Genomic DNA, 12,315 nt, shown 5'->3' with positions numbered 1-12,315 from the left:
GCCCTGCACCAGCCGCACGCCCCAGCGCTTGTTCAGCGGGTCGCGGCGATGCTGGATCGAGCCAAGGTCGCGGATGCCGCCCAGCACATAATTCGAGAACGGGCAGGTGGTGTAGACCGCATCGCGGTCCACCAGGGTCACGTCCAGGCCGGGATCGAACAGCTTGAGATAACGCGCTGCCGTGGCGCCGCCAAAGCCGCCGCCTACCACCACCACGCGCCCGGCGGCGCCGCGGTTGATCTGGGCTGCTGCGATGCCGGGCAGGCCGAGCATGGCGCCACCGGCCAGGCCGGCAGCGAGAAGGTCACGTCGATTGATCTGCTTGCTCATGGCCGGATTCCTCAATTGCGCGACAGGTATTCGGCGACCGCCTTGAGCTGGTCGTCGGTGTAGCCGCGCGCTATGCGGCCCATGATGGTGCTGGGGCGCTTGTTGGTTTTCACCTCGATCAGCGCCTCATACAGCGTCTTGGCATCCACGCCATGGATCGGCGGCATGGTGGGCGAAACATAGCTTTGGCTGCCATGGCACAGATTGCAGGTCTGCGCCGCAAAGGCGGCCTCAGACAGCGCCTGCGGAGCCTGCTGCGCCAAAGCCGGCGCCGCGCCGAGCACGGCAACAAAAGCAGCGGCCAACATCGTGGGGCGATGCATCAATCCCTCCCTGAAAATCCGCCCGGCATTGCGAGCCGGCCGACGCTATCTCAGCTCGGTTATTCAATCAATAAATTTTGTATATATGATTTTTAAACAGTGACTTTATGTTTTTTCATGATCAATACGAGCAGATACGAAGATTGCCGCCAGGATCAGCGCCGCGCCGCCCAGCATGGCAGGCGAAACCGGCTCGGCGAAGGCCAGCAGGCCCACAAGTAATGACGTGATCAACTCGCCGGCGCCGGCAATGGCGCTGCGTTCCGGCCCGGCCAGCGGCGCGCCGAGCAGCAGCAGGCCAAGCGCCCCAAACGTGCTCAGCACCGCCAGCGCCGCCGCAGCCCCCCAGGCCAGCATCGAGCCGGGCAGGGTGATGCCGCCTTCCCAGCCGAAGCCAATCAGCAGCATCGCAACCAGCCCGCCGCTGAACACGCCGCTCAGCCGCACCGGGATGGCGATATGGCTCAGGCGCCGCGCCGCCAGATGGATGAACAATGCATAGGCCAGTGGCGGCAGAAAGCCGAGCAGCACCGGCAGCACAGGCGCATCGCCCAGCGTGTCGGGCGACAGGATCAGCCCGGCGGCCAGCAGCACCAGCAGGGCGGCGATCAGGTTGGCCCGGGTCAGCCGGGCGCCGAAGCCGAGCCAGCCGATCAGGATGGTGAAAAGCGGGTAGGTGAACAGGATCAGCACGGTGAGCGCCACGCTGAGTTCCTTCAGCGCGACAAAATAGAACAGCATCGAGGCCATGTAGCCGGCGCCGGCCACCAAAGCGATCAGGAAATCACGCCGCGCCGCCAGGATACGCGGCAGCCAGGGCAGGCAGCAGAACACGGCGATGGCAAAGCGCCAGACCAGCAGCGAAAGCGGGCTCAGCCCCTCGGCATAGGCGGCGCGGGCAAAGAGCGGCATCAGGCCAAAGCCGATGGCGCCGAAGCCAACCAGGGCCATGCCGAAAAGCGGGGAGCGGAGATTGCTGGGCATGGTCAAGACCGATAATGCGCGGGGCGCCGACCTTCGGCAGCTTTGCTGCTGCTGTCAACCATATGTGTGTTGGCCGGCATGCAACGGTGTTAAGCGCCGAACATCATTTCCAGCGGCGCCATGCCGGCAATGTGGCCGCGCAGGCGTGTGCCGGGCCTGAAAAAGCGCAGGCCGGTGAAGGAACCGGTGGTGACGATCTGGCCCGGCTGCACGCCGCCGCAATGATTGCCAACCTGGCCCAGCAGGGTGGTCAGCAGATCGAAGGGAGAGCCACCCGGCAGGGTGAGCAGGCCATCGGCAACGACGCTGGCATCGGCGATCAACAGGCCGGGCGGGCGGATGAAGTCATCCGGCTGCCAGGGCCCTTCCAGCGCCGGACCAATAACCAGCCCGGCATTGATCTGGAAATCCGCCAGCCGCCACAGCGGCGCGGCCTGATCGGGATCATGCAGCCGGCAATCCACCACCTCGAAGGCCGCAAGGGGCGTGACACAGCCAGCCAGTTGCCCGGCAAAATCAGGCGCATCCAATGCGGGCAGCGGTGCATCAATGCGGAAGGCAATTTCGAGTTCAAGGCCACAAAGCCGCGACGCAGCACGCGGCCAAAGCTGCGGTGTCGGCAGGATGGCCGCGGCCGGGATCGGTGCAAAGATGATCGCCTCGTCTGGCGTGCCGCGCCCAACTTTCCAGCCGCCAACTGGCCCAAGAGCGGCCATCACTTCTGCCTGGATGGCATAGGCATCAGATTGTTCGAGGCTTATGCCGCCGGTATCGAGCAGCGGGCCGCCCTGGCGGGCGGCAAGCAGCCGCGCCACGATCCCGGCGCGTTGCGCTGCGGTTATCATCTCAGGCCGCAATAATCCCGCGCATCAAGCCATTCGCCGTGGCGGCTGCTGCTAGCTTCGGCCAGGGCAACGAAGATTTCGGCGATGGCTTCCGGCGCCGGCAGGGTGAGCGGGTCTTCGCCGGGATAGGCGGCTGCGCGCATCTCGGTGCGCGTGGCGCCGGGATTCACCACGTTAACGCGGATATTGCCGGCCTCGGTCTCGCGCGCATAGGTCAGCGCCAGATTGTCCAGCGCCGCCTTGCTGGCGGCATAGGCGCCCCAATAGGCGCGCGGGCTGCGCGCCACGCTGGAGGAGAGGAAAATCACCCGGCCGGCGGGCGAGGCATGCAGCAGCGGATGCACGGCGCGCAGCAGGCGCTGATTGGCATGTACATTCAGCTTGAACACCTTTTCCCACAGATCGGGCGGATATTGGTGGGTCGGTGTCAGCTTGCCGAACATGCCGGCATTGGCCACCAGCACATCCAGGCGGCCGAAACGCTCAAACAAGGGCGCGGCCAGGCCGTCAATCAGCTCGGTCTTTTCCAGGTCCAGCGGCACCAGCGTGGCCTGGCCGCCGAGGCTGCGGATTTCATCATCCAGTTCTTCCAGCGCGCCCACAGTGCGGGCCACCAGAATCACATGGGCGCCCTCGCGGGCATAGGCGCGGGCAATGGCGGCGCCAATGCCGCGGCTGGCGCCGGTAATCAGCGCAATACGGTCCTGCAAACGCATGGGAAAATCTCAGGTCAGTTCGGCCAGCAGGGAAAGCTGGCGGGCCGAGCGCGCCGGGCGCACGGTTTCGTCGGTCAGCTTGATCGGGTATTCGCCGGTGAAACAGGCATCGCAATAACGCGGCCCCACACTCGGCCGGCCTTGCTGCCCCATGGCGCGGTACAGGCCATCGATGGAAATGAAGCCCAGGCTGTCAGCCTTGATGAATTGCCGCATTTCCTCAACCGTATGCTTGGCGGCGAGAAGCTTCGAACGTTCCGGCGTATCGATGCCATAGAAGCAGGAATGCGTGGTGGGCGGCGAGGCGATGCGCATATGCACTTCCTTGGCGCCGGCCTCGCGCACCATTTCCACGATCTTGGTGGAGGTGGTGCCGCGCACGATGGAATCATCCACCAGGATCACCCGCTTGCCTTCGATATGGGCGCGGTTGGCATTATGCTTCAGCTTGACGCCGAAATGCCGGATCTTGTCGGTCGGCTCGATGAAAGTGCGGCCGATATAATGGTTGCGGATGATGCCGAGTTCAAACGGCACGCCCGAAGCCTGGGCATAGCCGATGGCGGCCGGCACGCCGGAATCCGGCACCGGGATCACCACATCGGCCGGCACGCCGCTTTCCTGCGCCAGCACGGCGCCGATGCGTTTGCGCGCATCATACACGCTGCTGCCTTCCACCACGGAATCGGGGCGGGCGAAATAGATATATTCAAACACGCAGAAGCGCTTCTGCCCCTTGGGGAAGGGGAAGTGGCTATGCACGCCCTCGCTGTCGATCACCAGCACTTCGCCGGGTTCAACATCGCGGATGTAATCGGCGCCCAGGATATCCAGCGCGCAGGTTTCGGAAGCCAGGATCGGCGCGCCTTTCAGATTGCCCAACACCAGCGGCCGCACGCCATAGGGATCGCGCACGCCGATGACCTTTTTGGCGGTCAGCGCCACCAGCGAATAGGCGCCTTCCAATTGCAGCAGCGCATCGATCAGCCGCTCCACCATGCCCACCTTGGTGCTCAGCGCCACCAGATGGGTGATCACCTCGGTATCCATGGTGCTCTGGAAGATCGCGCCGCGATCCACCAACTGGTTGCGTAGGGTCAGGGCATTGGTCAGGTTGCCGTTATGCGCCACGGCAAAGCCGCCGAAGCTGAGATCGGCATAGATCGGCTGCACATTGCGCAGCAAAGTGTCGCCGCTGGTGGAATAGCGCACATGGCCGATCGAGGCATCGCCCGGCAGGTCCTTGATCACCTTCTCGGAGGAGAAATTCGGCGCCACATGGCCCAGCGCACGATGGCCGTTGAAGCGGCCCTCATGGAAGGTGACCACGCCGGCGGCTTCCTGGCCGCGATGCTGCAAGGCATGCAGGCCAAGCACGGTGTTGGCCGCCGCGTCGGGGTTGCCATAAATGCCGAAGATGCCGCATTCCTCACGCAGCTTGTCATCGTCATAGGGATTGGTGTGCAGCATCATCATTGCTCCGCCGGCCGATGGCGAATGGCCACCGGTCGGTTCATGGCTTGTCTTGACTGCGGATCAGGCTCTCGATGCCCTTGCGTTCCTCGGACTTATAGCCTGAATCGCGGCTGGAGTCAGTCCCGCCGCCGATTGGTTGGCGATTTGGCACCGGGGTCGGTCGGGTCTGGCCTGATCCGGAGCCAGAACCGGCCGTGCCGGTGCTTGCGGCGGCGGCCTTGGCCCCCGTCAGTTGTTCGATGATGCGGTCATACATCCAGGCATAGGCCTGCACTGCCAGCGGCCGGGTGCGCGCCTCGGTATACCAGCCCGGCTGCGCATTCGGCTTCATCACATAGGTATCCAGCACCCAGAATCCGATCACCACGATCAGCACACCCCGGGCCAGCCCAAGCAGGAAACCCAGCGAGCGGTCGATGGCGCTGATCGCAGAGGTTCGCACCCGCTCGGCGATCAGATGGGTCAGCAACGAGCAAAAGATAAGGATGGGCAGAAAAATTCCCGCCCCGGCGGCCAGCCCGGCAAACAACCCGGACTGGATATACTCGCGGGCGAGGGCTTCCGCCGGCACAAAGAAATACCAGGTGGCAATCACCGCCGCGATCCAGCCCACCGTGGTCAGCACCAAACCGACAAAGCCGCGGAACAGGGCCAGCAGGGCCGAGATCAGCAGGATCGCAAAGACCACCAGATCAACCGGATTAACCGGCAGCTTATCCATATACTGGCCCTCGTTCGCCCTTTGATTTCAGCAGGTTGAAAGGAAATCCACCAACACCCGCTGACACTCGCGATACTCCTGCATGGCGGCAGGCGCCTGGCACCGGCAAAAGCCGCAGCCACGGCACCAAGCCAGCGATAGATACCCTCCCGCCCTGGCTGTCGCAAGGCAGTAACACGGTATCTGTCATTTTGCCTTCGGGTTGGGGGGCGTGGGCGTGCCGCTGGTTTCTCAGGCCGCTTCCTGCACCCGTATTTCCACATGCAGGCCGGCGGCGGCGGCCATGTTCACCAGGGTGTCGAGCGCAAATAGATTGATCTTGCCGCGCAGCAGGTCGGATACCCGTGGCTGGGTCACGCCCAGCCGGCGGGCGGCTTCGGTCTGTGTCCAGCCTTTGGCACGGATGCGCTGTTCAAGTGCCATCATCAGCGCCGAGCGCAGCTTCATGTTTTCCGCTGCGCCGGCCGTATCCTCAAGGGCATCCCACACGCTGGAAAAAGTTTCGCTATTCATCGACTAAGCTCCTGCACCAGATCGGCGTAGCGTTTTGCGGCCAAGTCCAAATCCATTTTACCGGTCTTCTGTGTTTTCTTCTGAAAGCAATGCAGCACATAGACCGCATCGGCAAACTTGGCCACGAAGATCACTCGAAATGCTCCGGCCTCATCACGCACCCTGATTTCCTGCACACCCTTTCCGACCGTCGCCATCGGTTTCCAGTCGGTCGGGGGATGGCCGTTTTGCACCCTGTCGAGTTGATATCCCGCTTCCCGTCGAGCCGAGATGGGGAAGTTGCGGAGGTCGTTAAGGGCGCTGCCCAGGAATTTCAGCGCTTTCATTGGAGGATTATACAAAATATTGCATAAATGGGCAATGCCCTTTATCGCGCTGAAGAAAAAGCAGGCAGCGGCTGTGAGAGAATTCGGCCGGCCGCTTCTGCTGCCCCGCTATTCCTCCGCCCAGGCGCCGTGTTTGGATTGTCGTTTGGCGGCTTGGCGCGCTTCGGGGAATAGTTCGACCAGTTCACTGAGCCGCACCAGTTCCACTGTCTTGATGCCTTTCACCTTGCTTTTCAGCCCGGCGGGCATGATGGCCTGGTGAAAGCCCAGTTTGGCGGCTTCTTTCAGGCGCGCTTCGGCCTGGCTGACCGGGCGCACTTCGCCGGCCAGGCTGACCTCGCCGAAAAACACGCTGCGCGCCGGGGCCGGGCTGTCGGCCAGGGCCGAGAGCAGCGCGGCAGCCACCGCCAGGTCAGCGGCGGGTTCGACCACACGCAGGCCGCCGGCAACATTGAGAAACACGTCGCAGCCGGCGAAGCGCAGGCCACAGCGCGCATCCAGCACCGCCAGCACCATGGCCAGGCGGCTGGAATCCCAGCCCACCACGGTGCGGCGCGGTGTGGCCAGCGGCGAGGGCGCCACCAGGGCCTGGATTTCCACCAGCAAGGGCCGTGTGCCTTCCATGCCGGCCAACACGGCGGCGCCGCTGATCGGGCTGGTCTTGCCGGCATCTTCGGCGCCGCCCAGGAACAGCGCCGAGGGATTGGCCACTTCAGCCAGGCCGCCATCGGTCATCGAGAACACGCCGATCTCGTCGGTGGCGCCGAAGCGGTTTTTCACCGCGCGCAGAATGCGGAATTGGTGGCCGCGCTCGCCTTCGAAATACAGCACCGTATCCACCATATGCTCGACCACGCGCGGGCCGGCAATCTGGCCGTCCTTGGTGACATGGCCAACCAGGAACACAACGGCGTTGGAGCGTTTGGCGGCGCGGATCAGTTCCTGCGAGCAGGCGCGCACCTGGTTCACCGTGCCGGGCGCCGAATCGATATTGTCGGCAAAGATGGTCTGGATCGAATCGATCACGATCACCACCGGGCTGCCGTCTTTCGGCGTGGCGGCTTCGATGCCGGCCAGGATGTCGCGCAGGCTGTTGGCCGAGGCCAGCTTGACCGGCGCATCGGCCAGGCCAAGGCGCTGTGCCCGCATGCCGATCTGGCCGACGGCTTCTTCGCCCGAGATATACACCGAGGTGATGCCGCGCCGCGCCACCTGGGCCGAGGCCTGCAGCAGCAGGGTGGATTTGCCGATGCCGGGATCGCCGCCGATCAGAATGGCCGAGCCGGGCACCAGGCCGCCGCCCAGCACGCGGTCAAATTCCGCCAGGCCGGTTTGCGAGCGGGTCAGCTTTTCCGGCTGCGCGGTGAGCGAGGCGAAATTGAGTGTCTTGCCCTTGCCGGCGGAAAGGCCCTTAGGCACAGCGGCCGGGGCGGCTTCCTCGATGATGCGGTTCCAGGCGCCGCAGGCATCACAGCGGCCCTGCCATTTGCGGTAGGCTGCGCCGCAATCCTGGCAGACAAAATTCTCGGCATGCTTCGCCATCAGGGTTTCAGCACATCCATCTTGATCGGGCCTTCGGCGCGGCCATGGATGAACTGATCCACATAAGCATTGCCCGAATGGTCGATCTCGCTCACCGGCCCCTGCCAGATGATGCGGCCCTTGTAGATCATGGCAACCCGGTCGGCGATCTTGCGCGCCGAGGCCATGTCATGGGTGATGGAAAGCGTTGAGGCGCCGAGTTTCTTGGCGCAGGAAATGATCAGGTTGTTGATCACATCGGCCATGATCGGATCAAGCCCGGTGGTCGGTTCGTCAAAGAAGATGATCTGCGGCTCGGCGGCGATGGCACGCGCCAGCGCCACGCGCTTCTGCATGCCGCCGGACAGTTCGGCTGGCGAGAGTTCGCCAACATCCGGCGTCAGGCCAACCTGGCCGAGCTTGTCGAGCGCGATTTCCTTGGCCTTGTCGCGGTTCATCTTGCGGCCCTGGATCAGGCCGAAGGCGACATTCTCCCAGACCTTGAGGCTGTCGAACAGCGCGCCGCCCTGGAACAGCATGCCGAATTTGCGCAACGCCGCCTCGCGCTGGTCGGCATTGAATTTGGTGGCTTCCTCGCCATCGATCAGGATGCTGCCGCTATCCGGCCGGATCAGGCCGAGCACACATTTCAGCATCACAGACTTGCCGGTGCCGGAACCGCCGATCACCACCACGGATTCGCCCTTGCGCACATCCAGGCTCAGGCCATCGAGCACGGTCTTCGGCCCGAAGCTCTTGCGCACATCCTTGAGGGAAAGCATCAGATCGCCGCTGGTCATCGGGGCGTCACTTCGTGGCAAAGAAAAGTTCAGTGACGAAGTAGTTCGCCACCAGGATCAGGATCGAGGCCGAAACCACGGCATTGGTGGTGGCGCGGCCAACGCCTTGCGCGCCGCCCTTGGAATTGAAGCCGTGATAGCAGCCCATCAGCGCGATGATGAAGCCGAACACGCCGGCCTTCACCAGACCCGACACAACGTCGAGGGTTTCAAGGAAATCGAAGGTGTTCTTGATATAGCTGCCCTGGTTGAAACCGAGCTTGTGCGTGCCGACGATATAGCCGCCCATCACGCCGATGATATCCGCCACCAGCACCAGGATCGGCAGCGTGATCACGCCGGCCCATAGCCGGGGCGCCACCAGATACTTGAACGGATTGGTGGAAAGTGTGGTCAGCGCATCAATCTGTTCGGTCACGCGCATGGTGCCGATTTCAGCCGCCATGGCGGAGGCCACCCGGCCAGCCACCATCAGGCCGCCCAGCACCGGGCCGAGTTCACGGGTGATGCCGATCACCACAATGGTGGCCACGGCGCTTTCGGCATTGAAGCGTGACGAGCCGATATAGATTTGCAGCGCCAGCACCATGCCGGTGAACAAAGCGGTGAGGCCGACCACCGGCAGCGAGAAATAACCGATGGTCATCATCTGCTTGAAGATCAGCCGGCCATAGAAGGGCGGCGCGAAGCAATGCCGCAGGCCCTGGCCGGCAAATTGCGTCAGCCGGCCCACACTGGCCAGGAAGTCGAGGAAGATGCGGCCGACAATGGCAAGCGGGTTCATACAAACACTCGTTGGTAGCGGCGGCCAAGATCGGTCAGCAATTCATAGGCGATGGTGCCGGCATGGGCCGCCTGCTCGTCCAGCGGCACGGCGCCGCCCAGCAAGGTGGCGCGTGTGCCGGGCTGGCAGCAGGCTTCCGGCAGGGCCGAGACATCCAGGGTGATCATGTCCATCGAAACCCGTCCGACCAGCGGCACCCGCACATCGCCCTCTAATCCCTTGATTGCAGCAAAGCCGCGATTGGAGAGTGCGCGCAAGAAACCGTCCGCGTAGCCCACCGCCAGTGTGGCAATTCGGCCCGGTTTTTCAACACGATAGGCGGCACCGTAGCCAACACTCCCGGGGCTGTCAACGTCGCGTATTTGCAGGATGGTGGCTTCCAGCCGCACCACTTCGCGCATTGTTATGCCGGGCGCCGGGCTGGCGCCATACAGCGCGATGCCGGGGCGCAGGATGTCATGCTGGTAATCCGGCCCCAGGAAGATGCCGGCGGAATTGGCCAGGCTGCCCTTGAGGCCGGGAAAACGCGCCCGCAAGGCGGCAAAACGTTGCCGCTGGGCCTCGTTCATGGCGTGTTGCGGCTCATCGGCGCAGGCCAGATGCGTCATCACAAATTGCAGTGCCAGGCCATCCAGCCGTGCCGGATCAGCCAGCAGCGCATCCACCTCAGCGGGTTGCAGCCCCAGCCGGTTCATGCCGGTATCGGCCTGCAAGGCGGCGGGCAGGGCGCGGCCCTGGCGCCGGGCCTCGGCCTGCCAGCGCGTTATCTGCTCCGGGGTGGAAAGCACTGGCACGATATTGGCGGCAACAAAATCCGCCTCGGCGCCGGCCGACACGCCATGCAGGCAATGAATGGTGATGGCAGCCACGCCGCTTTCGGTGGCGGCTTGCAGCGCCTGATTCAGCGCCTGGCGCAACGTTATGGCTTCCTGCGGATGCGCCACGAAGAAGCGCCGGCAGCCGGCACCATACAGCGCCGTGGCCACGGCTGCGGCGCCCAGGCCATAGCCATCCGCCTTCACCACGGCGGCGCATTCCGCCTGCGGCGCCTGTGCAGCAAGATGGCGCCAATTGGCCACCAGGGCGCCCAGATCGATGGTCAGGATTGCGGTGTCAGTATACATGGCGCAAGCTTTATCCCAGCGTCACGTCCAGGAACAGCATCATCGCAAAACCAACGAACAGCGAGGCGGTGGCGCCGCGCTCGGCGCCGGTGCGATGGGTTTCCGGAATCACCTCGGAGGAAATGATGAACAGCATGGCGCCGGCGGCGAAGGCCAGTGCCCAGGGCAGCAGCGCGCCCGAAAGCACGATGGCGCCGGCTCCCACCAGGCCGCCCAGCGGCTCCACCACGCCGCTCAGGAATGCCACCAGGAAGCTCTTGCCGCGGCTGTAGCCTTCGCCGCGCAAAGCCACCGCCACGGCCAGGCCCTCGGGCATATTTTGCAAGCCGATGCCCAGCATCACCCCCAGGCCGGCCGCGCGGTCGCCGCTGGCATTGGCCAGGCCCACCGCCAAGCCCTCGGGAAAATTATGCAGCGCAATCGCCATCACAAACAGCCAGATCCGCGCCAGCCGCGTGGCATCGGCATTCTCGCGGCCCTTGTGGAAATGCTCGTGCGGCGCAAAGGCATGCGCCAGATGCATCAGGCTGGCACCGATCAGCAAAGCCAGGATCACCCCGCCGGCGGCGCCATAGCGATTGCCCAGGCCGGCTTCGGCAGCATCCAGTGCCGGCAGCAGCAGCGAAAAGAAGGTCGCCGCCAGCATCACCCCGGCGGCAAAGGCCAGCATGGCATTCTGCAAACCGGGCCGGATCGTTTGCAGCACAAAAACCGGCGCTGCGCCCAGCCCGGTCAGCACTACGCCGGCAAAAATGCTGGCGCTCAGCCCGGCCCAGAAAGGCGGCAGGGCGGCAAGCGGCGCTGATAGGCTGAGCAGGAATTCCATTGCCGCGTGGTATGCGGCCCGCGCCGGCTAGGCGTCAAGGGGGCATGCGGGGTGGGGTGGGGAAAATGGCTCGTAGGTGCGCAGCGTCATGTTTATGCCACCATGAAGGGTTATTGGTTGTTATTGTTCTTTTTGTATGATATTTGTTCGTTTATTGTACTTATATGGGGCCGCCATGCCTTACAGCTTGCCCGATCCACTTGACGAAAATGCCCTGAAGCGGATGCAGCGGGATAAACGCTATTGGCGCGACCCGGAAATGCAGCGGGCAGTCGAGGAGGGTTATCGTCTGCTTTATCCCAATTATGGCCGGGATGCCTTCGGTCGCCTGATCATTGCCGCGCCACGCCGGGGCAGTCTGGCCGATTTACGACGCCTGGCGGCGTCAGAGCAGAACGCGGACAATATCTCGGGCAGCTTTTCAGGGAGCGGCCCGGTGCATGTGGATGCCTATACCCGCAATGGTGACGAACCGGTGCGCCAGCATTTTCGCGGCTCGCCCGGTGGCGGTGGTGGCAACGGGTATGCCAAGCAGCGTCCGCCCTCGGTCTCGGAGGAGAACTGGCAGCGCTATCGGCCGATTTTCGAGTCGGGCCTGGTGGACATTGAGGCAAATGCTGCCGAGGCCGCGAAGATAAACATTTTTGATTTTTTCAAAAATGTTTATCCAAAAGGCGATTGGGATCTGAAAAACCGCAGGGAATTCAGCGAACTGCGCGATGCAGGCGTATTCGATACGGACATGTTGCAGGATTTCGGCAATTATCATTTCGGCTATGTCGCAAATGCCCATGGTTTGAGCCTCGGCACCGCTCTGGCCGGTGCTGGCATGGCGCAGGCTTTTCTGCAAAGCGGCGGCGACCGTGGCGAAGCCCTGCTTGGTTTCTCGGTCGGGCATTCCTCGCGTGACAATGCTGAGGCTTGGACCAGGAATGGCTTCAAATGGGGCGACAATCCTGGTGATGCCGATGCCGTCATGCGTGGCTGGCGGGATGCGGAAAAGCGGAAATCTCCCCGATGAGGCGG

15 protein-coding genes are annotated in these 12,315 nt (G+C 63.5%); 1 reads left to right on the top strand and 14 read right to left on the bottom strand.

Features of this window, described 5'->3' with window-relative positions; all coding sequences use genetic code 11:
- From KBB36_RS12070 to KBB36_RS12005, 14 genes are all read right to left on the bottom strand, one after another.
- Positions 1–330 (bottom strand): FAD-dependent oxidoreductase (locus tag KBB36_RS12070; protein WP_290980817.1); only part of this gene is annotated, 330 nt, incomplete at its 3' end.
- 11 nt (positions 331–341) lie between these two features.
- Positions 342–653: a hypothetical protein gene (locus KBB36_RS12065; RefSeq protein ID WP_290980814.1), complete on the bottom strand. Its 312-nt coding sequence runs from the start codon at positions 651–653 to the stop codon at positions 342–344.
- A 105-nt stretch (positions 654–758) separates the two neighbouring features.
- Entirely contained in the window at positions 759–1,637 is an 879-nt protein-coding gene (locus KBB36_RS12060) for a DMT family transporter (RefSeq protein WP_290980811.1), read from the bottom strand.
- An 89-nt stretch (positions 1,638–1,726) separates the two neighbouring features.
- Positions 1,727–2,482, bottom strand: coding sequence for a hypothetical protein (locus tag KBB36_RS12055; RefSeq protein ID WP_290980808.1), 756 nt, complete (start codon positions 2,480–2,482; stop codon positions 1,727–1,729).
- Positions 2,479–3,198 (bottom strand): SDR family NAD(P)-dependent oxidoreductase, encoded by a 720-nt coding sequence (locus KBB36_RS12050; protein ID WP_290980805.1) that lies wholly within the window; start codon positions 3,196–3,198, stop codon positions 2,479–2,481. The genes KBB36_RS12055 and KBB36_RS12050 overlap by 4 nt, the downstream gene beginning before the upstream one ends.
- Positions 3,199–3,207: 9 nt before the next feature.
- Positions 3,208–4,668, bottom strand: a complete 1,461-nt coding sequence (gene purF, locus KBB36_RS12045) for an amidophosphoribosyltransferase (RefSeq protein ID WP_290980820.1) — start codon at positions 4,666–4,668, stop codon at positions 3,208–3,210.
- Between the two features lie 43 nt (positions 4,669–4,711).
- Positions 4,712–5,395: a CvpA family protein gene (locus tag KBB36_RS12040; RefSeq protein WP_290980802.1), complete on the bottom strand. Its 684-nt coding sequence runs from the start codon at positions 5,393–5,395 to the stop codon at positions 4,712–4,714.
- Positions 5,396–5,626: 231 nt separating this feature from the next.
- Positions 5,627–5,908, bottom strand: coding sequence for an XRE family transcriptional regulator (locus KBB36_RS12035; RefSeq protein ID WP_290980800.1), 282 nt, complete (start codon positions 5,906–5,908; stop codon positions 5,627–5,629).
- Complete coding sequence (locus KBB36_RS12030) at positions 5,905–6,234, bottom strand: type II toxin-antitoxin system RelE/ParE family toxin (protein WP_290980798.1); 330 nt, start codon at positions 6,232–6,234, stop codon at positions 5,905–5,907. Before KBB36_RS12030 ends, KBB36_RS12035 begins: the two co-directional genes overlap by 4 nt.
- A 108-nt stretch (positions 6,235–6,342) precedes the next feature.
- Positions 6,343–7,776, bottom strand: a complete 1,434-nt coding sequence (gene radA, locus KBB36_RS12025; protein WP_290980795.1) for a DNA repair protein RadA — start codon at positions 7,774–7,776, stop codon at positions 6,343–6,345.
- On the bottom strand, positions 7,776–8,555 hold the full coding sequence (locus KBB36_RS12020; RefSeq protein ID WP_290980792.1) for an ATP-binding cassette domain-containing protein: 780 nt from the start codon (positions 8,553–8,555) through the stop codon (positions 7,776–7,778). Before KBB36_RS12020 ends, radA begins: the two co-directional genes overlap by 1 nt.
- 7 nt (positions 8,556–8,562) lie before the next feature.
- Entirely contained in the window at positions 8,563–9,339 is a 777-nt protein-coding gene (locus tag KBB36_RS12015; protein WP_290980789.1) for an ABC transporter permease, read from the bottom strand.
- On the bottom strand, positions 9,336–10,463 hold the full coding sequence (gene alr / locus KBB36_RS12010; protein ID WP_290980786.1) for an alanine racemase: 1,128 nt from the start codon (positions 10,461–10,463) through the stop codon (positions 9,336–9,338). The genes KBB36_RS12015 and alr overlap by 4 nt, the downstream gene beginning before the upstream one ends.
- A gap of 10 nt (positions 10,464–10,473) precedes the next feature.
- Complete coding sequence (locus KBB36_RS12005; RefSeq protein WP_290980783.1) at positions 10,474–11,289, bottom strand: ZIP family metal transporter; 816 nt, start codon at positions 11,287–11,289, stop codon at positions 10,474–10,476.
- A 175-nt stretch (positions 11,290–11,464) separates the two neighbouring features.
- On the opposite strand from KBB36_RS12005, the gene KBB36_RS12000 reads away from it, so the two are divergent.
- A complete protein-coding gene (locus KBB36_RS12000; RefSeq protein WP_290980780.1) occupies positions 11,465–12,310 on the top strand; it encodes a polymorphic toxin type 44 domain-containing protein in 846 nt (281 codons plus the stop codon).
- Positions 12,311–12,315: the final 5 nt, after the last annotated feature.

It is taken from the genome of Ferrovibrio sp., assembly GCF_017994015.1.
Taxonomy (GTDB): Bacteria; Pseudomonadota; Alphaproteobacteria; order Ferrovibrionales; family Ferrovibrionaceae; genus Ferrovibrio.
Note: the sequence above shows the minus strand (reverse complement) of the source record. Positions and strands in the feature narration are given on the sequence as shown.

Excerpts from the sequence above, each read along its gene's own strand:
- KBB36_RS12065 (WP_290980814.1), bottom strand. The coding sequence starts at position 653 with ATGCATCGCCCCACGATGTTGGCCGCTGCTTTTGTTGCCGTGCTCGGC.
- purF (WP_290980820.1), bottom strand. The coding sequence starts at position 4,668 with ATGCTGCACACCAATCCCTATGACGATGACAAGCTGCGTGAGGAATGC.
- radA (WP_290980795.1), bottom strand. The coding sequence starts at position 7,776 with ATGGCGAAGCATGCCGAGAATTTTGTCTGCCAGGATTGCGGCGCAGCC.
- KBB36_RS12040 (WP_290980802.1), bottom strand. The coding sequence starts at position 5,395 with ATGGATAAGCTGCCGGTTAATCCGGTTGATCTGGTGGTCTTTGCGATC.
- KBB36_RS12030 (WP_290980798.1), bottom strand. The coding sequence starts at position 6,234 with ATGAAAGCGCTGAAATTCCTGGGCAGCGCCCTTAACGACCTCCGCAAC.
- KBB36_RS12020 (WP_290980792.1), bottom strand. The coding sequence starts at position 8,555 with ATGACCAGCGGCGATCTGATGCTTTCCCTCAAGGATGTGCGCAAGAGC.
- alr (WP_290980786.1), bottom strand. The coding sequence starts at position 10,463 with ATGTATACTGACACCGCAATCCTGACCATCGATCTGGGCGCCCTGGTG.
- KBB36_RS12015 (WP_290980789.1), bottom strand. The coding sequence starts at position 9,339 with ATGAACCCGCTTGCCATTGTCGGCCGCATCTTCCTCGACTTCCTGGCC.
- KBB36_RS12060 (WP_290980811.1), bottom strand. The coding sequence starts at position 1,637 with ATGCCCAGCAATCTCCGCTCCCCGCTTTTCGGCATGGCCCTGGTTGGC.
- KBB36_RS12050 (WP_290980805.1), bottom strand. The coding sequence starts at position 3,198 with ATGCGTTTGCAGGACCGTATTGCGCTGATTACCGGCGCCAGCCGCGGC.
- KBB36_RS12000 (WP_290980780.1), top strand. The coding sequence starts at position 11,465 with ATGCCTTACAGCTTGCCCGATCCACTTGACGAAAATGCCCTGAAGCGG.
- KBB36_RS12005 (WP_290980783.1), bottom strand. The coding sequence starts at position 11,289 with ATGGAATTCCTGCTCAGCCTATCAGCGCCGCTTGCCGCCCTGCCGCCT.
- KBB36_RS12035 (WP_290980800.1), bottom strand. The coding sequence starts at position 5,908 with ATGAATAGCGAAACTTTTTCCAGCGTGTGGGATGCCCTTGAGGATACG.
- KBB36_RS12055 (WP_290980808.1), bottom strand. The coding sequence starts at position 2,482 with ATGATAACCGCAGCGCAACGCGCCGGGATCGTGGCGCGGCTGCTTGCC.